This window comes from Acinetobacter sp. YH12235, from assembly GCF_013417705.1.
Lineage (GTDB): Bacteria > Pseudomonadota > Gammaproteobacteria > Pseudomonadales > Moraxellaceae > Acinetobacter.
Genome location: NZ_VPDL01000019.1, coordinates 40520 through 64143, shown reverse-complemented (window position 1 = coordinate 64143; position 23624 = coordinate 40520). Strand labels below are relative to the sequence as shown.

General features: G+C 44.0%; 19 protein-coding genes and 5 tRNA genes. 2 read left to right on the top strand and 22 right to left on the bottom strand.

Annotated elements, in window-relative coordinates:
- Positions 1 to 167: 167 nt before the first annotated feature.
- The 6 genes from FTV13_RS10950 to FTV13_RS10925 form a co-directional block, all read right to left on the bottom strand.
- The gene (locus FTV13_RS10950; protein WP_159123438.1) at positions 168 to 440 is read right to left on the bottom strand and encodes a hypothetical protein; all 273 of its coding nucleotides are present in this window, start codon (positions 438 to 440) and stop codon (positions 168 to 170) included.
- Positions 441 to 638: 198 nt separating this feature from the next.
- On the bottom strand, positions 639 to 2558 hold the full coding sequence (gene htpG, locus FTV13_RS10945) for a molecular chaperone HtpG (RefSeq protein WP_159123439.1): 1920 nt from the start codon (positions 2556 to 2558) through the stop codon (positions 639 to 641).
- Positions 2559 to 2712: 154 nt separating this feature from the next.
- Positions 2713 to 3057, bottom strand: a complete 345-nt coding sequence (locus tag FTV13_RS10940; protein ID WP_034170983.1) for a lysozyme inhibitor LprI family protein — start codon at positions 3055 to 3057, stop codon at positions 2713 to 2715.
- Between the two features lie 175 nt (positions 3058 to 3232).
- Complete coding sequence (locus tag FTV13_RS10935) at positions 3233 to 3868, bottom strand: OmpW family protein (protein ID WP_034706934.1); 636 nt, start codon at positions 3866 to 3868, stop codon at positions 3233 to 3235.
- 334 nt (positions 3869 to 4202) lie between these two features.
- Positions 4203 to 5570, bottom strand: a complete 1368-nt coding sequence (locus FTV13_RS10930) for a Na+/H+ antiporter family protein (RefSeq protein WP_159123440.1) — start codon at positions 5568 to 5570, stop codon at positions 4203 to 4205.
- A 97-nt stretch (positions 5571 to 5667) separates the two neighbouring features.
- A complete protein-coding gene (locus tag FTV13_RS10925; RefSeq protein WP_180012050.1) occupies positions 5668 to 6549 on the bottom strand; it encodes an alpha/beta fold hydrolase in 882 nt (293 codons plus the stop codon).
- 117 nt (positions 6550 to 6666) lie between these two features.
- On the opposite strand from FTV13_RS10925, the gene FTV13_RS10920 reads away from it, so the two are divergent.
- Complete coding sequence (locus FTV13_RS10920; RefSeq protein WP_159123442.1) at positions 6667 to 7161, top strand: DUF4442 domain-containing protein; 495 nt, start codon at positions 6667 to 6669, stop codon at positions 7159 to 7161.
- A gap of 68 nt (positions 7162 to 7229) precedes the next feature.
- On the opposite strand, the gene FTV13_RS10915 is transcribed toward FTV13_RS10920, so the two are convergent.
- From FTV13_RS10915 to rpoB, 3 genes are all read right to left on the bottom strand, one after another.
- Positions 7230 to 7595: a DNA transfer protein p32 gene (locus FTV13_RS10915; RefSeq protein ID WP_034170980.1), complete on the bottom strand. Its 366-nt coding sequence runs from the start codon at positions 7593 to 7595 to the stop codon at positions 7230 to 7232.
- 260 nt (positions 7596 to 7855) lie between these two features.
- Complete coding sequence (gene rpoC, locus FTV13_RS10910) at positions 7856 to 12055, bottom strand: DNA-directed RNA polymerase subunit beta' (RefSeq protein ID WP_004781676.1); 4200 nt, start codon at positions 12053 to 12055, stop codon at positions 7856 to 7858.
- Positions 12056 to 12213: 158 nt separating this feature from the next.
- Positions 12214 to 16302, bottom strand: a complete 4089-nt coding sequence (gene rpoB, locus FTV13_RS10905; protein ID WP_004781674.1) for a DNA-directed RNA polymerase subunit beta — start codon at positions 16300 to 16302, stop codon at positions 12214 to 12216.
- On the opposite strand from rpoB, the gene FTV13_RS10900 reads away from it, so the two are divergent.
- Complete coding sequence (locus FTV13_RS10900) at positions 16296 to 16547, top strand: hypothetical protein (RefSeq protein ID WP_034170979.1); 252 nt, start codon at positions 16296 to 16298, stop codon at positions 16545 to 16547. The two genes, rpoB and FTV13_RS10900, sit on opposite strands and share 7 nt — an antisense overlap.
- A gap of 63 nt (positions 16548 to 16610) precedes the next feature.
- Here FTV13_RS10900 and rplL read toward each other — a convergent pair whose 3' ends face one another.
- From rplL to trpE, 13 genes are all read right to left on the bottom strand, one after another.
- Positions 16611 to 16979 (bottom strand): 50S ribosomal protein L7/L12, encoded by a 369-nt coding sequence (rplL, locus tag FTV13_RS10895; protein ID WP_159123444.1) that lies wholly within the window; start codon positions 16977 to 16979, stop codon positions 16611 to 16613.
- 48 nt (positions 16980 to 17027) lie between these two features.
- On the bottom strand, positions 17028 to 17534 hold the full coding sequence (gene rplJ, locus FTV13_RS10890; protein WP_004781671.1) for a 50S ribosomal protein L10: 507 nt from the start codon (positions 17532 to 17534) through the stop codon (positions 17028 to 17030).
- A gap of 306 nt (positions 17535 to 17840) precedes the next feature.
- Positions 17841 to 18536, bottom strand: coding sequence for a 50S ribosomal protein L1 (gene rplA / locus FTV13_RS10885; protein ID WP_004781669.1), 696 nt, complete (start codon positions 18534 to 18536; stop codon positions 17841 to 17843).
- A gap of 3 nt (positions 18537 to 18539) precedes the next feature.
- Positions 18540 to 18968 (bottom strand): 50S ribosomal protein L11, encoded by a 429-nt coding sequence (gene rplK, locus FTV13_RS10880; protein WP_004781668.1) that lies wholly within the window; start codon positions 18966 to 18968, stop codon positions 18540 to 18542.
- Between the two features lie 117 nt (positions 18969 to 19085).
- Positions 19086 to 19619 carry a transcription termination/antitermination protein NusG gene (gene nusG, locus FTV13_RS10875; RefSeq protein ID WP_005232530.1) on the bottom strand — a complete coding sequence of 178 codons (534 nt, stop codon included), beginning with the start codon at positions 19617 to 19619 and terminating at the stop codon, positions 19086 to 19088.
- Between the two features lie 7 nt (positions 19620 to 19626).
- A complete protein-coding gene (gene secE, locus FTV13_RS10870) occupies positions 19627 to 20067 on the bottom strand; it encodes a preprotein translocase subunit SecE (RefSeq protein ID WP_179991968.1) in 441 nt (146 codons plus the stop codon).
- 76 nt (positions 20068 to 20143) lie between these two features.
- Positions 20144 to 20219, bottom strand: a tRNA-Trp gene (locus FTV13_RS10865).
- A gap of 46 nt (positions 20220 to 20265) precedes the next feature.
- Entirely contained in the window at positions 20266 to 21456 is a 1191-nt protein-coding gene (tuf, locus tag FTV13_RS10860) for an elongation factor Tu (protein WP_179991967.1), read from the bottom strand.
- A gap of 151 nt (positions 21457 to 21607) precedes the next feature.
- A tRNA-Thr gene (locus tag FTV13_RS10855) sits at positions 21608 to 21682 on the bottom strand.
- A gap of 21 nt (positions 21683 to 21703) precedes the next feature.
- A tRNA-Gly gene (locus FTV13_RS10850) sits at positions 21704 to 21779 on the bottom strand.
- A 36-nt stretch (positions 21780 to 21815) separates the two neighbouring features.
- Positions 21816 to 21899 (bottom strand) — tRNA-Tyr (locus FTV13_RS10845).
- Between the two features lie 55 nt (positions 21900 to 21954).
- Positions 21955 to 22030 (bottom strand) — tRNA-Thr (locus FTV13_RS10840).
- Between the two features lie 98 nt (positions 22031 to 22128).
- Entirely contained in the window at positions 22129 to 23622 is a 1494-nt protein-coding gene (gene trpE / locus FTV13_RS10835; protein ID WP_179991966.1) for an anthranilate synthase component I, read from the bottom strand.
- Positions 23623 to 23624 lie beyond the last annotated feature (2 nt).

The following is a 23624-nucleotide window of genomic DNA, read 5'->3' as shown; positions in this document are numbered from 1 at the left end:
AGTGATGGGAGAGAATGTTCAAGAGTGGATTCTAAATGTTCAGATAAAGACATAAAAAAATGAGCGTATTTACATACACTCTTTTTTACTACATTTTACTAAAATTTGCTTAACTGACTGGCATTACATAAAATATGGGCTTTTTAATGTCTGAATCCAATAAGTTTTTATTGGCGGTGCTCAACCGTTGTAAAGGCAATTCGATCACTACGAATCATACGTTTTTGCTGCAAAGAAGGCTGTTCCATCTGTGGCATATTCCATACCGCGCGGTCGGTACGCTGCATTCGTTTTACTTTTGGCGCTTCTTTTTTCATGGGTGCCTGAAAACTAATACGATCGCTACGAGTCACTTTTTTGGACTCAGTATCGGCCATTGTGGCTGCGCTCATTGACATCAGAATGACTGTACTCAGACTCATCATCAGTGATTTTTTCATGGGAGAATTCTCTAAACTCAATAATCGCTATTATAAATTAATATATAAAATATTATCTATTTTTCAGATTTAAAACTTAAAGGTATTTTTTTATTCTGGCTATCGCTTTTTTAAATCATTAAAGGGGAATTCAAGTCTTAAACGATAAATTCAGAATATAAAAAATCCCTCCGTAGAGGGATTTTTGAAATATAAAAATTAACCCAACAATAGGCTGTTAATACGTTTTACATATTCAGCCGGATTTTCTGGTAGACCACCTTCTGCAATCATTGCCTGATCAAAGATCACATTGGCCAGATCATCAAACTGGGCAGAACCTTCCAGTTTTTTCACCAGTGGATGTTCCGGATTAATTTCCAGAATCGGCTTCACATCCGGTACAGGCTGACCTGCATCTTTCAGCATACGGATCAGTTGTGGAGAAAGCTCCCCTTCCCCTGTGACCAGACACGCTGGTGAATCAACCAGACGAGTTGTTACACGCACCTCTTTCGTTTTATCTTTCAGAGAATCTGTCAACTTTTCAACCACAGGTTTGAACTGTTCAGCAGCCGCTTCGAGCGCTTTCTTCTCTTCCGCATCTTGCAGATCACCTAGATCGACTGCACCCTTAGATACGTTTTGCAATGGCGTACCATCAAACTCATGCACGAAGTTCATTGCCCATTCATCGACGCGCTCTGACATCAGCAATACTTCAATGCCTTTTTTCTTGAACACTTCCAGTTGCGGTGAGTTTTTCGCAGCATTCAGGCTTTCAGCAGTAATATAGTAAATCGCTTTCTGGCCTTCCTTCATGCGTGCTTTATAGTCCGCCAATGAAGTGCTTACTTCATCATTGGTTGAAGTTGCATAGCGCAGCAGTTTCAAGATACGTTCGCGGTTACCGAAATCTTCACCTAAACCTTCTTTCAGCACCGCACCAAATTCGCGGTAGAAAGTTTTGAAGTTTTCCTGATCTTTTTCATCTTCAGATTTTGCCAGATTATCCAAAGTGGTCAGAATACGGCGGGTATTGCCTTCACGGATGGTTTTCACATCACGGCTTTCCTGCAGCAATTCACGGCTCACGTTCAATGGCAGATCGGCACTGTCTACCACGCCCTGTACAAAGCGCAGATAGTTTGGAATCAGGTTATCCGCATCATCCATAATGAACACACGTTTCACATACAGCTTGATGCCAGCTTTGGCTTCACGGGTAAAAATATCCTGTGGTGCCTTGCTTGGGATATAAAGCAGTTGGGTGTATTCAGTACTACCTTCAACACGGTTATGCGCCCAAGCCAATGGTGCAGCAAAATCATGAGTCAGGTTTTTATAGAATTCGGTATATTGCTCTTCAGTAATCTCAGATTTATTCCGAGTCCACAATGCGCTGGCCGAGTTAATCGCTTCCCACTCATCGGTCTTCACATATTGACCGCCTTTTGGTGTTTCACCTTCAGCAGATTCTTCTTCCTGCCAGACTTCTTTTTGCATCTGGATTGGCAGGCTAATGTGATCTGAGTATTTATTGATGATCTGTTTGACTTTATAGCTTTGCAGATAATCCAACGCATCTTCACGCAGATGCAGAATAATATCGGTACCACGGCCTTCTTTGGTGATCTGTTCAACTTCGAATTCACCGGTACCGCCACTGATCCAGCGCACCCCTTCTGAGGCATCCGTACCGGCACGGCGTGATTCTACGGTAATCTTGTCAGCCACAATAAAGCCTGAGTAGAAACCGACACCAAACTGGCCAATCAGCTGCGCATCAGCTTTCTGATCACCCGTCAGTTTTGACATAAAGTCTTTGGTCCCTGATTTGGCAATCGTCCCCAGATTTTCAATGGCTTCTTGCTGACTTAAACCGATCCCGTTATCTGAAATGGTAATAGTTTTATTTTCTGGATCGAAGCTGACACGTACGCGGAGGTCAGGATCATTTTCATAATATTCAGGATGGTTGATCCCTTCAAAACGTAATTTGTCACACGCATCTGAAGCATTAGAAATTAATTCACGCAGGAAAATTTCAGGATTTGAATAAAGCGAATGGGTCACAAGGTGCAGTAACTGCGCTACCTCAGCCTGGAAACTGTGTTTTTGTACGCTTAAATCGCTCATGAATCACTCCTATTATTTTAGATACAGATGTTAACTGTTGCCTATATGAATGGAGTGAGTTCAATAATTTTCAATAGCCTTAAAATAATTTTTTCGCAAAAAATATTTTTATGGCTTTTATTTTTATCAGTTTAATTGATGGGATGGATAAGACTTAATAAGGTCCCATCTTATAGATACGATCAAAATGCAGATCCAGCTGCTGCTGACGCATATTATAGACCTGACTCAAGCAGGATACAGATTCCTGACAGCGGTCACGAAATTGTAGCCATTTCACCTGATCGCGTTGAATCACCGAACGTGTTCCCATCGGCACCATACGGCGCAAGATGTTATAGCTGGTACTCATTTTGACATCAGCGTCATTCAGCAAACGATGTTCACAAATTGTTTTCTCAGTCGCGGTTGTCGCTTTCTGACAATTAAAACTGGCAGCATAACTCTGTGAAATAAACAGCGTGCTGAAGATCAAAAGACTCTTCGACAAAAAACTCATGCTTTGATCTTCCTTATTATTAAGTCGTATTCAATTAATATTTACTTTATTCGTTTTAATATATTTGAGTATTGCCAATCTGCTCAATTTCAATACGTTATAAATCGTTGTTATTTTGAAAAAAAGCCCCATTCAGGATGAGGCTTTTGGAAAAAATGAACCAAAAAATTGGAGCTTAGAATTTATAGCTATAACCGATCGTATAAACCCAAGGATCGATTCCAAATTCACCTAAATTAATTTTTGTCCCATCAGCAGTCTTTGCTTCCAGATCTGTATCTAAGTCTGCATAACGTGCATCAACAAAGACACCCCAGTTTTTTGCATCCGCTGGCTGGAAGTTAAAGCCGACTTGGCCAGCTACCCCATAAGCAACATCTGCATCAAGCTTTGCTACACCTAATGCGTCTTTTGCAGTTTGGCTAAATTCTTCATCCCATGGAATGAATACTGTAGCACCTACACCGATATATGGAGTAAAGCGGCTTGAATTTTTAAAATTATATTTGGCTGTAATCGTTGGTGGTAGATGTTTTAATGATGCAATTTTCACATCACCCGCCATCTCAACATCATGTTTAAATGGGGTAGCCAATAATAATTCGGCTGAAATATTGTCATTGAAGAAATATTCGACTGAAGGAGTAAAATTGAGTTCGCTACTTGCTTTAGCATCTTCAACTACACCAGGAATCAGGTCAGTTTCCTGAGTAGGCGCTAATACAGAAGCCCCCACTTTCACTTGCCATTGCCCTGCCATCGCAGATGCTGAAAGACCCATTAATGCAATTAGAGCTACTTGCTTTAACATTTTAAAATACCCCCAAGGGAAGAATAATTATTAAGAAAAATATTTCTTAATTAATAATAAACATGGCTTAAATTATTATGCAATAGATATTATAAAACTAAATTTTATTTATTATTTAAGTATATGTAATTATTAAATATTTATTTTAAATTGACTATATTGGTTGGTTTTGAATACCCAGTAATTTAATCAGATTAAAATAATAATATTCAGAGTAAAATAATCAGGTTTATATTAATTTTTTATTTAAATATATATTTTAAATACATCTTATAATTTATTTTAAATCTAGGCAAATCTGCTCCGATTTATATCAGAGCAGATTAAAATGAACTTACAGAACCATGGCTGCAATCCAGCCAAAAATGATAAGCGGAATATTAAAATGAATGAAGGTTGGAACCACACTGTCCTTCATATGGTCATGCTGACCATCCATATTCAGACCGGATGTTGGACCTAGAGTTGAATCTGATGCTGGAGAACCGGCATCGCCCAAAGCAGCCGCAGTCCCAATGATCGCAATAGTTGCTGCAGGACTAAAACCAAATTGAATACAGAGCGGTACATAAATAATCGCCAGAATCGGAATGGTAGAGAATGATGAACCGATACCCAGAGTAATCAGCAGACCAATCAACAACATTAAAAAGGCGGCAAGTGCCTGGCTATTACCAATCCAGTCAACCGACGCTTCAACCAGCGCAGGAACCTGTCCTGTTGCCTCAATCACGGCAGCAAAACCTTGCGCGGCAATCATGATAAAGCCAACCAGGGCCATCATACGCATACCGGTGATGATCACATCATCTGCTTCTTTCCATTTAAAGATTCCGGCACAACTCAAGATTGCGACACCGACCAGACCGGCAAGAATCATGGAATCTGAATAGAGCTGTACCACAAGAGTTGCAATCACCGCGATCGCTGCCATCCAGATGGTCAGTTTGGCAATTTGCGGTTTCGCTGATTTTTGTTCTACACCCAGTTCAGCAGAGATACTTTGCTGCTGTTCCACATGGATATCTTTATAGAGACGCGGCTTACGGTAGCTGATAAACATGGCCACCAGCAAACCCACGAACATACCTGAGACCGGAATCGCCATCGCAGCGGGAATCTGGTCATAAGTAATCTCAAAGCCATAAGGTTTACCAAAGGTATTGATGTTATGGCCCAGAATATCATTCAGGAAGATGGCACCAAAACCGACTGGAACCAGCATATATGTTCCCACCAGACCAAAGGTCAGCAGACAGGCCACCAAACGGCGATCCAGCTTCAGATGGTTAAATACCAGCAATAATGGTGGAATCAGAACCGGAATAAAGGCAATGTGTACCGGAATCACGTTTTGTGAGAAAACGGCAGCCAATGCCACTGTACAGAAGATCAGATATTTAACCTTGTTCTGTGCCTTTTCTGATGCCTCACCTTTTAAGGTGGTGATCATTTTATAGGCCAGCAAGTCAGGCAAACCGGAACGTGCCAAGGCCAAAGCAAAGGCACCCAAGATGCCATAAGCCAAGGCAATTTTAGCGCCGCCGCCCAGACCATTGTTAAATGCGTCTAAAGTTCCCTGGAGGCCAAGACCTGCCAACAAACCACCCGTAACAGCACCAATGACCAGGGCAAAAACCACAGGTACACGTGCCAATGAGAGTCCAAACATGACTCCAATAGCAGCAAGAATTGCGAACATAATGAATTGGGAATGAGAGAAAACGGCTATTTTATCAGAAAATCCGGATAAAAATTCTTCCACTTATCCCTGCCGAGTCACGTTCCCAATCTCCATATTAAGTAGTTGCTGTTAATTTTTGCTGAATAAAATTATGGATTAGATGAGCCACCTGTTCCGGCTGACTCAAAATCGCCCAGTGATTGGCATTTAATTCTACCCTGGAAAAATCTTCCACCCATTTTGGCATTTCATCAATCAGATCCGGGCCAACAAACTGGTCTTTTTTGAGCACAATTGCCTGTACCGGACAGACCGCAAAACGCTGTCTAGGTCGAGATAAACGCGGCAAAAAGTTCGCCCGATACAGATTGACGCCATATTTTCCATCTTTGACAATATTCTGGTTTAGCGGCAGATTATCTTGCTGTTCCAGCTGGCTGATCATTTTGCCCCAACGTTCTGCATTAAAAAAATTCCATGCAGTAGGCGCTATAAAAGGCAGCTGGAATACCGCGATATACCAAGACTTGGTCATCTGTTTAAAAAACTTGGCCTTATGCTGTTTAAACTGTTCACGCATCCAGAAAGCCGCATGATCCAGACATGGACCTGACATGGTGCTGAAAGACAAAATCCGGCCTTTAAATTTAGGTTCGGTGACCGCTTCCCAAGCCTGGATTGACCCCCAGTCATGAGCCGCGAGGTGGAAAGTTCGTCCCGGCAAGACCTGATCGACCACTTGCTCTAAATCTGCACACAGACGTTCCAGACGATAATCCCGAATTTTCTTGGGAACGCTGGAGTCTCCTGCTCCGCGCACATCATAGGTCACCACAAAATAATCCTGAACAAGGTGAGAAATCACCGCTTCCCAAACATCCTGATGGTCAGGATAACCATGAACCAGCACTAAAGCTGGTTGTTCAGGCTCGCCCCAGGTTTTCACATAGAGACGTTGATGATCGCTGGTATCTACCCACTGGCTATGTCTTTGCATAGATGTATCCTTATTCGCTGATTGACTCTTTTATTGTTGAAATAGGCACGATTTATCAATGCCAGCTTATTTTTGTTGTTCTAGTATGCATACAAGACCAGAAAAAAGAATATCCGCATGAGCCTATTACGAAAAATTCAGCAACTGCCTTTATTATCCAAATTTATCCTGAATCGCTATGCCCCCTATCGTGGAGCAGGCATTGTCATTGATGAAATGGACTTTGCCAATTATCACGTTCGCGTGAAAATGCCACTGACTCGCAAGAATCAGAATATTGTGGGAGTACATTTTGGTGGCAGCCTGTATTCCATGGTCGACCCTTTTTATATGTTGTTACTAATGCACCATCTGGGTCCAAAATATATTGTCTGGGATAAAAGCTCTACCATTCAGTTTCTGGCACCAGGACGCGGAACGGTCTATGCTGACATCCGGATTTCCAAGCAGGAAGTACAAACAGTAAAAGAACTGGCAGCTAACCATAGTCCGGTTTATCGCCAGTATCAGCTTAATATTTATGATGATTCCGGTGTGCGTATCGCTGAGGTACAAAAAACCGTTTATATCCGCCTTAAACAGAGCAAAGGCAAGCCTCGAGAGGCTAAATAACAAAATATGAATAAACTAAAAGCGCCATGGAGGCGCTTTTAAATCGATCTGGAAGATAGTTCTGTCGATTAACGACGACGGTTATTCTGTTCGATCGCTGCACCAGCACCACCACCGATGGCACCACCAATTGCAGCCCCACCTGTACCGCCAAAGATGCTTTTACCCACTGCAGAACCTACAGCACCACCGACACCACTATAGGTCGCATTACGGTTTGAACCACCTTGAGCTTTACTACCGACTGCTGCACCGGCACCACCGCCAACTGCTGCACCAACACCACCACCTACTCTGTTACCTACACCACCACCCACTGCACCACCGAGCGCAGCTGCGCCAATACGCTGATCTTTAGCAGACATATTTTCACAGCCTGCCAACATAAAAGTGGAGATAGTTGCAACAGCCATTACGCTCATTAACTTTTTCATGATCTTGGCCTTCCTTCGTGCTTTGACTTAAGATTAACCTGATTTTAAGGAGCGATTCATAACAAGATGTTAAATCTTGAAACCCTCATGATTTATTTTGTAAAGAGCGCATGAAAGATCATGTTTTATTGATGATTTCTCCATATTTAGGACAAGTAACCACCAGATAATCTGATCTTTTCTAGCGATATAAATATGAATAATTTTAGGAAATAAAAAAGCCACCCGAAGGTGGCTTTTTAAAATGATTTAGCGGCTAATTACAGACCGTTAAATTCATCGCTGAATGCTTGGCTCAACGCCTGGTCTACATCAGAGAAGTCATTGTGCAATTCAAATTCTGCAGCTTCTGCTTCCTGACGACGACGCTCTAAGTGATAAGCCAGGCCTGTACCCGCTGGGATCAGACGACCTACAACTACGTTTTCTTTCAGACCGCGTAAATCATCTTCTTTACCTGTTACAGCCGCTTCAGTTAACACACGAGTGGTTTCCTGGAACGATGCAGCAGAGATGAACGAGTCAGTAGAAAGCGACGCTTTGGTAATACCCATCAATTGACGTTCAAACTTCGCAGGGAACTTGTTCTGCGCAAGAACAGCTTGGTTCTCTTGCATCACACGGATGTAATCCACTTGTTCACCTTTGATAAAGCTTGTATCGCCACCGTCAGTGATGTCCACTTTACGCAGCATTTGACGTACGATCACTTCAATATGCTTGTCGTTGATTTTTACACCTTGCAGACGGTAAACGTCCTGAACTTCGTTCACGATGTAGTTAGTCAACGCCACTTCACCTTTCAAACGTAAGATGTCATGCGGGTTCTGTGGACCATCAGAAATAGTTTCACCACGGTTAACATGTTCGCCTTCGAACACGTTAATGGTACGCCATTTCGGAATCAGCTCTTCGTAGATCTCAGAACCATCATCCGGAGTAATCACCAGACGGTTTTTACCTTTGGTCTCTTTACCGAAACTTACAACACCTGAAACTTCTGCAAGGATTGCATGTTCTTTCGGTTTACGCGCTTCGAACAAGTCAGCAACACGTGGCAGACCACCGGTAATATCACGAGTACGTGAAGATTCTTGTGGTACACGACCAATTACGTCACCCACACCAATTGTTTCGCCATCACGGACAGAAAGAATGGTGTTTTGTGGCAAGAAGTAGAACTGTTCACCGCCGTCTACTGTGTCAAGCACAACAGCTGGACGTAAATCTTTACCAGAAGCAGGACGTGCTGTTACAGGCAAGATTTCAACAGTGGTCATACCAGTTGCATCATCAGTTTTCGATGTTGCAGTTACACCATCAGCAATCTGGCTGAAGCGAACTTTACCAGCTACTTCTGTTACAAGTGGATGTGTATGCGGATCCCAAGTCGCTACGATACCGCCTGCTTCTACAGCTTCGCCATCTTTCAGCAAGATAGACGCACCATATGGCAGTTTGTAACGTTCACGTTCACGGCCTAAGTCATCTGCAATACCGATTTCACCTGAACGTGAAGTTGATACCAAGTGACCTTTGGCATGTTGTACAGTTTTTACGTTATGGAAACGTACAGTACCTTTATTACGAACTTGTACGCTGTTTGCAGCAGAAGTTCGGCTCGCAGCACCACCTACGTGGAAGGTACGCATGGTTAACTGTGTACCCGGCTCACCAATTGACTGAGCAGCCATAACACCCACAGATTCACCTGGGTTTACCAAGTGACCGCGTGCAAGGTCACGACCGTAACATTTCGCACAAACACCGAAAGTAGATTCACAAGATACGACTGAACGTACTTTAACTTCATCGACACCTTGCTCTTCCAGGTAGTTTGCAAGTTTTTCGTCGATCAATGTGTTACGCGGCAGAATAACTTCTTCAGTACCCGCACGTTTCACATCTTCAGCAACTACACGACCTAGTACTCGAGTACCCAGGTTCTCGATCACGTCACCGCCTTGAATGAACGGAGTCATGACAAGACCAGACAACGTACCACAATCCGGCTCAGTGATGACCAAGTCTTGCGCAACGTCTACCAGACGACGAGTCAGGTAACCAGAGTTCGCTGTTTTCAGTGCTGTATCGGCCAAACCTTTACGCGCACCGTGTGTTGAAATGAAGTACTGAAGTACTGTCAAACCTTCACGGAAGTTCGCTTTAATTGGTGTCTCAATGATCGAACCATCCGGTTTCGCCATCAGACCACGCATACCAGCCAACTGACGAATCTGAGCTGCAGAACCACGGGCACCAGAGTCAGACATCATGTAGATGCTGTTGAATGATTTCTGTTTCTCGTCCTCACCCTGTTTGTTCTTAACAGTCGTGAATGACAAGTTATCCATCATCGCTTTCGCTACCTGGTCGTTTGTACGCGCCCAGATATCGACCACTTTGTTATAACGTTCGCCGGCAGTTACGAAACCTTGTTCGAACTGTTGTTCAATTTCACGAACTTCAGCTTCGGCTTTCCCGATAATCGCTTGTTTTTGTGGTGGAATGACCATGTCTTCCATACCAACAGAAACACCAGAACGAGTCGCTTGGCGGAAGCCAAGGTACATCAATTGGTCCGCGAAGATAACAGTGTCTTTCAGACCCAGTTTACGGTAGCAAGAGTTGATTAACTTAGAGATGTTCTTTTTAGTCATCTCAACGTTAATTTGCTGGAAGTCCATACCTTCAGGCACAACTTCCCAAAGCAGACAGCGACCAGGAGTTGTATCTACGATAATCGTTTGCTGTTCACGTTCGCCGTTTTCGTTGATCACGGTTTGGTGTACACGTGCTTTCACGCGAGCGTGCATATCTACCTGACCAGTCGCAAGCGCACGGTTCACTTCGTCAGTATCCGCGAACACCATGCCTTCACCTTTGGCATTTACTGCATCACGAGTGATGTAGTAAAGACCCAAGACAACGTCCTGAGACGGTACGATGATTGGCTCACCGTTCGCTGGAGACAGAATGTTGTTAGTCGACATCATTAACGCACGAGCTTCTAACTGAGCTTCAAGTGTTAATGGTACGTGTACCGCCATTTGGTCACCGTCGAAGTCGGCGTTGAACGCAGCACATACGAGTGGGTGAAGACGGATCGCTTTACCTTCAATCAGAATAGGTTCAAATGCTTGAAGACCTAGACGGTGAAGGGTCGGCGCACGGTTCAACATTACTGGATGCTGACGAATCACAGAGGCAAGAACATCCCAAACTTCTGGAGTTTCACGTTCAACCATTTTCTTCGCAGCTTTAATGGTTGTTGCTTGACCAGATGCTTGCAGCTTCGCAAAGATGAATGGCTTGAACAGTTCAAGCGCCATTTTCTTAGGAAGACCACATTGGTGTAAACGCAGGCTTGGACCTACGGTAATTACCGAACGACCAGAGTAATCGACACGTTTACCCAACAAGTTCTGACGGAAACGACCTTGTTTACCTTTGATCATATCTGCCAAAGATTTAAGCGGACGTTTGTTCGAACCTGTAATTGCACGACCACGACGACCGTTATCCAGCAATGCATCTACAGATTCTTGCAACATACGTTTTTCGTTACGTACGATGATATCTGGAGCCGCAAGGTCAAGAAGACGTTTCAAACGGTTGTTACGGTTGATCACACGACGGTAAAGGTCGTTCAGGTCAGAAGTCGCGAAACGACCACCTTCAAGTGGTACAAGCGGACGAAGATCTGGTGGAAGTACAGGAAGTACGTTCATCACCATCCATTCTGGCTTGTTGTTCGAATCGTTGAATGCTTCCATCAATTTCAGACGTTTAGAGGCTTTTTTAAGCTTAGTTTCTGAAGTTGTGTTAGGGATTTCTTCACGAAGACGCGCAATTTCAGCTTCAAGATCGATATCTTTAAGCAAGTCTTGAACCGCTTCTGCACCCATTTTCGCAGTGAATTCATCACCGTGTTCTTCTAACGCATTGAAGTATTCTTCATCGTTCAGAAGTTGGTATTTCTCAAATGGAGTCATACCTGGGTCAGTTACAACGTAAGATTCGAAATACAATACGCGTTCGATATCACGTAGCGTCATGTCTAATAAAAGACCGATACGGCTAGGCAATGATTTCAGGAACCAGATGTGCGCAACTGGAGAAGCAAGCTCAATGTGACCCATACGCTCACGACGAACTTTCGCAGTTGTTACTTCAACGCCACATTTTTCACAAATGACGCCTTTGTATTTCATACGCTTGTATTTACCACACAAGCATTCGTAATCTTTTACTGGACCAAAGATTTTGGCACAGAATAAACCGTCACGTTCTGGTTTGAACGTACGGTAGTTAATGGTTTCTGGCTTTTTAACTTCACCATGAGACCACGACTTAATCATTTCTGGTGACGCAAGACCAATACGGATGCGATCAAACTCTACAGGAGCATGACCGTCGGAATCCGTCTTTTTGCGCATGATATCGAGCAAGTCTTTCAATTTTTTTCTCCGTGTGTCGAGGAGATTTTCACTTCCCGACTGGGTCACAAATATTGTTTTTTACTGAAATTCGGGAATCTCAAGAATCCCCCCTAAATCCCCCTTTATAAAGGGGGACTTTCTCCCCTCTTTCTTAAAGAGGGGTCGGGGGAGATTTCTTAGTCACCATTTTTCAGTTCAATGTTGATACCTAAAGAACGGATCTCTTTGGTCAATACGTTGAACGATTCAGGCATACCTGGGTCCATATAATGGTTACCATCTACAATGTTCTTATAGATACGGGTACGGCCTTCAACGTCATCCGACTTCACAGTAAGCATTTCTTGAAGCGTATATGCTGCACCGTATGCTTCCAGTGCCCAGACTTCCATCTCACCGAAACGCTGACCACCGAATTGTGCTTTACCACCAAGCGGCTGTTGCGTTACTAGAGAGTAAGAACCAGTAGAACGCGCATGCATCTTGTCGTCAACCAAGTGGTTCAGTTTCAGCATGTACATGTAACCTACAGTTACAGGACGGTCGAAACGTTCACCAGTACGGCCATCATACAATACAGTTTGACCCGTACGTGACAAGCCAGCAAGCTCAAGTAATTCTTTGATCTGACCTTCTTCAGCACCATCAAATACTGGAGTTGCCAGAGGAACACCTTTACGCAAGTTACCAGACAGTTTCAAGATTTCTTCATCAGTCAGGCTGTCAAGATCTTCTTGCTGACCGCCAACCTTATTATAAATCTTGTCTAGGAAATCACGCAGTTCAAGAACTGTACGCTGTTCTTTCAGCATCTTATCGATTTGATCGCCAAGACCTTTAGCAGCCATACCCAAGTGAGTTTCCAGAATCTGACCGACGTTCATACGTGATGGTACACCGAGCGGGTTCAGTACGATATCTACTGGTACACCATTGGCATCGTGCGGCATGTCTTCAACAGGCAGGATGTTAGAAACTACACCCTTGTTACCGTGACGACCCGCCATCTTATCACCAGGCTGGATACGACGTTTAACGGCCAGGTAAACCTTAACAACTTTCAATACGCCAGTTGTCAGTTCGTCACCTGTAGAAAGTTTGCGTTTTTTCTCAGCAAATTTCTCATCAATTTCAAGGCTCTTCTCTTTTAAGAACACTTGAATTTGAGTTAAACGTTCAGCAATTGCTTCATCACTTGGTTGGATATCAAGCAGATCAACCAGCTCTAAACCAGATAACAATTCTTCAGACAGTTTGTCACCGCGTTTAGTAGTACCGCCACCGTTAGATTCCTGACCTTTCAACAGACGGACAATACGTTCGCGTGCTGCTTCTTCGAAGATTTTGTATTCTTCTTTCAAGTCTTTACGGTAAGCATCCAGCTGAGCTTTTTCAATTGCCTGAGCACGTTCGTCTTTCTCAAGACCGTCACGTGTAAACACTTGAACGTCGATCACAGTACCTTTAGTACCCGATGGAACACGTAAAGAAGAGTCTTTTACGTCAGCCGCTTTTTCACCGAAGATTGCACGAAGCAGTTTTTCTTCAGGAGTTAACTGAGTTTCACCTTTAGGCGTTACTTTACCTACCAGGATGTCACCCGCGGTCACTTCAGCACCGATGTAAACGATACCTGACTCGTCCAGTTTAGAAAGCGCTGCTTCACCCACGTTCGGGATATCGGCAGTAATTTCTTCAGCACCCAGTTTGGTATCACGTGCAACACATGAAAGTTCCTGGATGTGAATAGACGTTAAACGGTCTTCTTGAAGAACACGCTCAGATAACAAGATAGAGTCTTCGTAGTTGTAACCGTTCCAAGTCATGAACGCTACACGCATGTTTTGACCCAATGCTAGCTCACCACCATCAGTTGATGGACCGTCAGCCAGAACGTCGCCACGACCTACTTTATCGCCCAGGTTCACAAGAACTTTCTGGTTGATACAAGTGTTCTGGTTAGAACGTGTGTATTTGATCAGGTTATAGATATCTACACCTGCTTCGCCCGCAACCATTTCGTCTTCGTTGACACGAATTACAACACGCGAAGCGTCAACAAATTCAATACGACCACCACGTTTCGCGATTACACATACACCAGAGTCATGTGCTACGTTCGCTTCCATACCGGTACCAACCAGTGGTTTGTCAGCGATTAACGTAGGAACAGCCTGACGTTGCATGTTCGAACCCATCAATGCACGGTTGGCGTCATCGTGCTCAAGGAACGGAATCAGTGATGCTGCTACAGATACAACCTGTTGAGCAGATACGTCCATATGCGTCACTTTTTCAGGAGGCATACGTACGAATTCACCTTGGTGACGTACAGAAACGAATTCTTCAGACAGGTTGCCGTCTTTATCTACTGCAGAGTCGGCCTGTGCAATCACAGTACCTACTTCTTCAATCGCAGACAGGTATTCAACGTCATCAGTTACGCGGCCATCAACCACTTTACGGTATGGAGTTTCCAGGAAACCGAAGTTGTTACATTTGGCGTAAACAGACAGAGAGTTGATCAAACCAATGTTTGGACCCTCAGGAGTCTCAATTGGACATACACGACCATAGTGAGTTTGATGTACGTCACGTACTTCGAAGCCCGCACGTTCACGAGTCAAACCACCAGGCCCAAGTGCTGATACACGACGCTTGTGGGTAATTTCAGATAACGGGTTGTTTTGGTCCATGAACTGAGACAACTGGCTTGAACCAAAGAATTCTTTGATTGCAGCAGCCACTGGCTTCGCATTGATCAGGTCTTGCGGAGACAGATTATCAGTTTCAGCTTGAGACAAACGTTCTTTAACAGCACGTTCTACACGAACCAGACCTACACGGAATTGGTTCTCAGTCATTTCACCCACAGAACGAACACGACGGTTACCCAAGTGGTCGATATCGTCGACTTCACCTTTACCGTTACGGATTTCTACTAATGTTTTTAATACATCAGTGATATCTTCATTCGAGAGAATGCCTTCAACTTCGCGTGACTTCTGATCAGTACCCACTTCGTAAGGACGACCCAAACGACGGTTAAACTTCATACGGCCGACTGGAGACAGATCATAACGCTCAGAAGAGAAGAACAGGTTGTTGAACAGGTTCTCAGCAGCTTCTTTTGTTGGTGGCTCACCTGGACGCATGACTTTGTAGATTTCTACAAGTGCTTCATCACGGCTTACTGTGGTATCAGCACGTAATGTATCCGCAATGAATGGACCACGGTCGATATCGTTAGTGAACAGGATGTTGAACTGTTTCACGCCGCCTTCTGCAATTTTCACCATAATTTCATGGCTTAGAACAGTATTGGCTGCAATCACATCACCATCTTTCAGTGGGATGTCTTCAGCAGTGATACGTTCGTACAGGTATTCATCAGGAACAGAAAGCTTCTCAAGACCAGATGCTTCCATTTGACGTACATGACGTGCGTTAATACGTTTACCTTGTTCAACAATGACTTTGCCGTCTTTGTCAGCAATGTCGAACTGTGCCATTTCGCCGCGCAGGCGCTCTGGAACAAGGTCAATCTGGTAGCTACCCATGTCCAGATACACAGGTACTTTCTCGTAGAACATGTCGAGAATTTGTTCGTTGGCATAACCCAGCGCACGAAGCACCACAGTCGCAAGCAATTTACGACGACGGTCAATACGTACGTAGACCAGGTCTTTGGCATCAAATTCAAAGTCTAACCATGAACCACGGTAAGGAATGATACGAGCTGAATAAAGGACTTTACCGCTTGAGTGAGTTTTGCCTTTATCGTGGTCAAAGAATACGCCCGGTGAACGGTGCAATTGCGATACGATTACACGCTCGGTACCGTTAATCACGAAAGTACCGTTGTCTGTCATAAGCGGCATTTCGCCCATGTAGACTTCTTGTTCACGTACGTCTTTGATTGATTTAGTTTCGCGATCTTTCAGGATCAAACGAATTTTTACGCGCATTGGTGCTGCATAAGTTGAGCCACGAAGGATACATTCGCGTACATCAAACTCAGGCTTACCAAGACTATACTCAACGAATTCTAAAGCAGCATTGCCAGAATAACTTTCAATAGGAAAAACTGAACGAAATGCGGCTTGGAGACCGATATCTTCGCGGTTTTTTGGTGATTTGCCATCTTGTAAGAATGTTCTGTACGAGTCGACTTGAATCGCGAGCAGGTACGGAGCATCCATGACGCTAGGCAATTTACCAAAATTCTTACGGATCCGTTTCTTTTCGGTATATGAGTATGCCATCTGGAGTCCTCGGAAAGTGTAAACCAAGCCCGCCTGCAGAACGGGCTCAGAAGGAATTACGCTGGCCGATATGGCCACCACTCTTTACAAATGCTGCAATTTTTAGTGGTATTAAAACGCTTAACAATATTTTTTTAATGAAAAATATTGGTAAGCGTTTGTTCATTATGTTTATTTTTAATTTGTATGAATTTTATATCATGCAAACAAAAATCGAGCCGATTATTGTAACGCAAAAAGGCTGATGACCCAAGAGCCATCAGCCAATTTTTGGAGCCGATTATAAAAAAACCGGCTCCTTTAAGAAATTACTTAAGAGTAACTGTAGCACCAGCTTCTTCAAGTTTTTTCTTAAGCTCTTCGCCTTCTTCTTTAGAAACGCCTTCTTTAAGAACTGTAGGTGCGCCTTCAACCATGTCTTTAGCTTCTTTCAAGCCAAGACCAGTAGCTTCACGAACTGCTTTAATTACAGCAACTTTGTTACCACCGAAAGAAGTCAACTCAACGTTGAATTCTGATTGTTCTTCAGCAGCAGCAGCAGCGCCAGGAGCAGCAGCAACAGCAACAGCAGCAGCAGATACGTTGAATTTCTCTTCGAAAGCAGAGATTAGTTCAACAAGTTCAAGAACAGTTTTTTCTGCAACTGCGTTTAGGATTTCTTCGTTAGTTAAAGCCATGAGAATAACTCCAAATGGAAATTGAATGGTGTGGAAATAAATTTAAGCTTATGCAGCTTCTGACTCGTTTTTCTCTTTGAGCGCAGTAATAAGGCGACCCAATTTCGAAATAGGAGCTTGAAGAACGTTTGCAAGCATAGTAAGCGCTTTTTCTTGGTTCGGAAGGTTCGCGATTACGCTAACTTCAGCACCTTCGTAAACTTTGCCATCAAATGCAGCAGCTTTAAGTTCGAATGCTTTGTTAGTTTTTGCGAATTCTTCGAACAAGCGTGCAGCTGCACCCATGTCGTCTTCAGAAGTCGAGAAAGCTAAGATTGTTGGGCCAACAAGGCTGTCGTTCAAGATATTGAATTGAGTATCTTGAAGAGCGCGTTTAGCCAGAGTGTTACGCACGATACGTGTTTTAACACCTAGTTTACGAGCTTCAACACGAAGAGCAGTTAATTGCTCAACTGTTAAACCTTGGTAGTCAGCAACAACAGCGGCAAATGCAGTAGAAGCAATTTCACTTACTTCAGCTACGATCTGTTTTTTGCCTTCAATAAGAAGAGCCATTGTAAAACCTCCTAACGGTGATTTATGTGCCTGATCACAAGCACACTCCCAATTCGTGAATTCATCTCTGAAATCACACGCGGAGGATGAACAAATCACACCACCGCGTCTACGCAGGCTGGAGTATTAAGAGGAAAGCATAAAACTCCCCTCGCCTGAGGTCTTTGACGCTGATAAATTTACATTTATCAATTCAAAGTCTGCCTAAGTTCGCAAGTAGTCCGAAACCGGTTTCTTCTTGCGTAAGTTTTAAAGCAGTGCTTTAAAACTTACTCAGGGCTTTAAAATTCTGTATAAGTTTATAACTTATTTAGAAACGTTTGCTACATCAACGATCAGACCAGGACCCATAGTAGAGCTTAGAGTGATCTTTTGAATGTAAACACCTTTAGAAGTAGCAGGTTTTGCTTTCTTAAGGTCAGCTACAAGAGCTTCAACGTTTTGACGAACAGCTTCAGCAGAGAAACCTACTTGACCGATCGCAGCGTGGATAATACCTGCTTTGTCTACACGGTAACGCGCTTGACCAGCTTTTGCATTTTTAACTGCAGTTGCTACGTCAGGAGTTACAGTACCCACTTTAGGGTTTGGCATTAAGCCACGTGGACCAAGAATCGTACCCAGTTTACCAACAACGCGCATTGCATCAGGAGCAGCAATCACTACGTCGAAGTCAAGGTTTCCGCCTTGGATGCTTTCAGCAAGATCGTCGAAACCAACAACGTCTGCACCAGCTTCTTTCGCAGCTTCAGCAGCAGCGCCTTGAGCAAATACAGCTACGCGTACAGTTTTACCAGTACCTGCAGGAAGAGTAGTCGCGCCACGAACAACCTGATCAGATTTACGAGGGTCAACACCCAGGTTTACAGCGATGTCCAAAGATTCTTTGAATTTCGCAGCTGGAAGGCTAGTAAGAACTTCTACAGCTTCTTCTAAAGTGTAAACTTTCTGTGCTTCTACAGCAGCAGCAATGGCTTTTTGACGTTTAGTTAACTTTGCCATGTCTTATAGCTCCACTTCCAAGCCCATAGAACGTGCAGAACCAGCGATGGTACGTACACGCGCGTCTAAATCAGCACCAGTTAAGTCTGGTTCTTTAGTAGTCGCGATTTCTTCCAATTGAGCACGAGTCAACTTACCAACTTTAGTTTTGTTAGGTACAGAAGAACCCTTTTGGATACCAGCAGCTTTCTTAAGAAGAACAGCAGCAGGTGGAGTTTTCATGATGAATGTGAACGACTTGTCGTTGTACACAGTGATCACGACTGGAATTGGTAGACCAGCTTCAACTTTTTGTGTAGCAGCATTGAATTCTTTACAGAATGCCATGATGTTAACACCACGTTGACCTAGTGCAGGACCAATCGGTGGAGATGGATTCGCTTTACCAGCTGGAACTTGCAGCTTGATATAGCCGTCAATCTTCTTAGCCATTTCAAATTACCTCTGGGTGCAAACGCCGTTAGGCTCCCCAATGATTTCAAGTAACGATACCGTTACAACAACAATGCCTGATTTGCACGCAAATCAGGCGTTTTCAACCCGAACAAATTAAACTGTTTTTTCGACTTGGCGAAATTCCAGTTCAACCTGAGTTGGTCGGTTAAATACGTTAATCGTCAGCGTTAAGCGTGACTTGTCGTAAAGCACTTCTTCCACCACACCTTTAAAGTCAGTAAATGGACCGTCAATTACGAGTAATTCTTCGCCTGGTTCAAACATGGTCTTAGGACGCGGTGCTTCACCAGTATTGCGTACACGTGCAAGGATTGCATCAGCTTCTTTTTGCGTAATTGGAGCCGGTTTTTCAGCCGTACCACCAATAAAACCAAGCACTTTTGGACACTCTTTCACGATGTGCCAAGTGTCATCGTTCATTTCCATTTCGACTAATACATAGCCAGGAAAGAACTTACGCTCTGATTTACGCTTCTTGCCATCCTTCATTTCTACCACTTCTTCGGTAGGAACAAGGACTTCACCAAAGCTATCGGCAACAGCGCTACGCTGGATTCGATCATTAAGCGAACGCATCACTTGTTTTTCATAACCTGAATAGGCATGAATAATGTACCAACGTTTCATAGCTCTCTTACCCGATAATAAACTTCATTAACCAGCCTAAAACATAGTCAAAGCACCATAGAACAATGGCTGCAATTACTACAACAGCAAGGACTTGCCAAGATGTGGTCACAGTCTCTTGTTTGGTAGGCCAGGTCACTCGACGTAACTCGATTCGTGCATCCTTAAGAAGACGAACAAAGCCTTTGCCTTGATGGGTGGCGTATAATAAACCGAATGCCACAACGATACAAGCCAAAATTACCCCAACGCGCACCCAAATATCATTCGCAGGCGCCCAGTATGCAGGTAAATATTGGTTTACCATCATAGCACCGACCAATAAAATCAAGGCGATAACCCATAGAACAATGTCTAATGGAGAACCAGAACTTACATCTACAGCAGGATTATTTCTTTGAGGAATTGCCGCTTCGCTTAATGCGTCGCGTGATTTATCATTCGACATTTTTGTACTCGTCGTAGGTTTCGCGACTTATTATATGACCAGTTTTGCCGACATCAAGCGTCTTTTGAAAAAAACTTGGCAGGCCAGGAGGGACTCGAACCCCCAACATTCGGTTTTGGAGACCGACGCTCTACCAATTGAACTACTGGCCTGTAGATAAACTGGAGCCGAAACTCCAGCTTATTTTCTATTCTATGATTATGCAGTTACTTTAGCAACTACACCAGCACCAACTGTACGACCACCCTCACGGATCGCAAAACGTAGACCTGGGTCCATTGCGATTGGGTGAATTAGTTCTACTGACATTTCTACGTTGTCACCAGGCATAACCATTTCAACGCCTTCTTTCAAAGAAATCGCGCCAGTTACGTCAGTTGTACGGAAGTAGAACTGTGGACGGTAACCGTTAAGGAATGGAGTGTGACGACCACCTTCGTCTTTAGAAAGTACGTATACTTCTGCATCGAATTTAGTGTGCGGTTTGATAGAACCTGGTTTAGCAAGTACTTGACCACGTTGTACGTCTTCACGTTTAGTACCACGAAGCAAGATACCACAGTTCTCACCAGCACGGCCTTCGTCAAGAAGTTTACGGAACATTTCAACGCCAGTTACAGTAGTTTTAACTGTATCTTTGATACCCACAATTTCAACTTCTTCACCAACTTTGATGACACCAGTTTCAACACGGCCAGTTACAACTGTACCACGACCAGAAATTGAGAATACATCTTCGATTGGCATCAGGAATGCTTGGTCGATTGCACGTTCTGGTTCTGGGATGTAAGAGTCAAGCGCTTCAACAAGAGCTACAACAGCATCTTCACCGTATTGACCAGCCTCACCGTTAAGTGCAGCAAGTGCTGAACCACGGATTACAGGAGTGTCATCACCTGGGAAGTCGTAAGTAGAAAGAAGTTCACGAACTTCCATTTCTACTAATTCAAGAAGTTCTTCGTCGTCTACAAGGTCGCATTTGTTCAAGAATACAACGATGTAAGGTACACCTACCTGACGAGAAAGCAGGATGTGTTCACGAGTTTGTGGCATTGGACCGTCAGTCGCAGCACATACAAGGATCGCGCCGTCCATCTGAGCAGCACCAGTAATCATGTTTTTAACATAATCGGCGTGGCCCGGGCAGTCTACGTGAGCGTAGTGACGAGTTGGAGAATCGTATTCTACGTGTGAAGTATTAATTGTAATACCACGTGCTTTTTCTTCTGGTGCAGAGTCGATTGCAGCGTAGTCTTTCGCTTCACCACCGAATTTTTTCGCACATACAGTTGCAATCGCAGCTGTTAAAGTTGTTTTACCATGGTCAACGTGACCGATTGTGCCCACGTTAACGTGTGGCTTATTACGTTCAAACTTAGCCTTAGCCATGTTAATCTTCCTCGTTTACGTCGAACACAATTCTGAGTAAAACCCAGCTCCGACATATCGTTTAAAAAAAACCAAACACCAAATACTTGAAAAGCAGACTAAATAGCCTGCTTTTGAAATATTTTTGCAACCACGTTGCCAAACTGTAATCTGGAGCTCTTATCGAGATTTGAACTCGAGACCTCTCCCTTACCAAGGGAGTGCTCTACCACTGAGCTATAAGAGCAAATATTAGCACTTCAAACAATGGAGCGGGAGACGAGGATCGAACTCGCGACATGCAGCTTGGAAGGCTGCCGCTCTACCAACTGAGCTACTCCCGCACGATGTTGGTACTTACCACTTTGAAGTCTTAAAATTGGTGGTGAGGGAAGGATTCGAACCTTCGAAACTTTCGTAGCGGAGTTACAGTCCGCCCCCTTTGACCGCTCGGGAACCTCACCATTTTTACACTTACATCAGTGTCGTTCTTTACTTCGCACTCCAAACTCTCTAAGATGGTGCCGGCACACGGATTCGAACTGTGGACCTACTGATTACAAGTCAGTTGCTCTACCAACTGAGCTATGCCGGCGTTTCTTAGTGTTTCGTACGTTTCGTATCGGAACGGTGTGCAGTTTAGCAAAACTCAGAATCCATGCAAGTGTTTTTTTCAAAAAAAACGCCAAAAACTCACAAAATCAATCCGTTTGATGATAATTCAACCGCTTTGATCACTGCACGAGCTTTTATTTGGGTTTCATTCCATTCTGACTCAGGATTTGAGTCCGCAACCAGCCCTGCTCCAGCCTGAACATAGACCTTATTTTCACGAATCACGCAGGTACGAATGGCAATCGACATGTCCATTTCACCATGCCAGCCTAAATAACCAACAGCGCCGCCAAAAATTCCGCGTTTCACTGGCTCAACTTCGTCAATAATTTCCATGGCACGAATTTTTGGCGCACCAGAAAGTGTTCCCGCAGGGAAAGTTGCCTTAAAAACATCCAGTGCATCGACATCATCACGCACTTCACCTTGTACATTCGACACAATGTGCATCACATGCGAGTAACGTTCGATCACCATTTGATCAGTGACTTGTACTTTACCGATTTTGGATACTCGACCGACATCATTTCGGCCCAAGTCAATCAGCATTAAGTGCTCGGCAATTTCTTTTTCATCAGACAGTAAATCTTTTTCCAGTGCCAGATCTTCTTCTTTGGTCTTGCCACGTGGACGCGTACCCGCCAGTGGACGAACAGTCGCAATGCCATTTTCCAGACGAGAAAGAATTTCCGGTGAAGAACCCACAATATGGAACGGCGTATTATTTTCTAGGGTCTGCCCTTGCACGAGGAACAGGTAAGGTGATGGATTAAGATGACGTAATGCGCGATAGACCTGTAAAGGCTCACCATCGAAATCAGAAACCATACGATGACCCGGCACGACCTGCATCACATCTCCGGCACGAATGTACTCTTTTACCTTTTCAATAGAGGCAATAAAGTTGTCATGTCCAGTTAAAGACTCAAAGTGCGGTGCTGTATGTTTTTCTGCTTTCAGGCTCACTGGTGTTGCCAGAATATTTTCCAGCTCATCCAGCTGCTGCTGCGCTTTCTCATAAGCTGCCTGATCCGCTGCATCGGCATGGACAATCAGGAACAGGGTATCTTTCAGATTATCGAATACGATGACGGTTTTGGACAGCATCATCCAGATATCTGGCAAGCCTACCGGATCAGCTTCAGGCACATTTTTTAGCTTAGGTTCGATATAACGTACTGAGTCATAACCAAAGTAACCGACAAGACCACCGGTAAAGCTTGGTAAGGCTGGAAGTTCTGCCTGGGTCGGTACTTTAAACTGTGCCTGAAAGTCACGGATATACTGGAATGGATCGGCACAGTGCTGTTTTTCAATAGAGCCATCTGGATGCTGAACAGTCAGTTCACCCGCATTACAGGAGAATACAGTCGATTCACCCAGGCCGATAATTGAATAGCGCGCCCAGTTTTCTCCCCCTTCCACAGATTCGAACAGATAAGCCTGTTGGTGCTGTTTTAGACGGGCAAAGATAGATAAAGGAGTATCAGTATCAGCCAGGCGCTGGCGGTATACAGGAATCAGGTTGTAGCCTTGAGATGCAAGTTGCTGGAATTGAGCTGAAGTTGTCATTC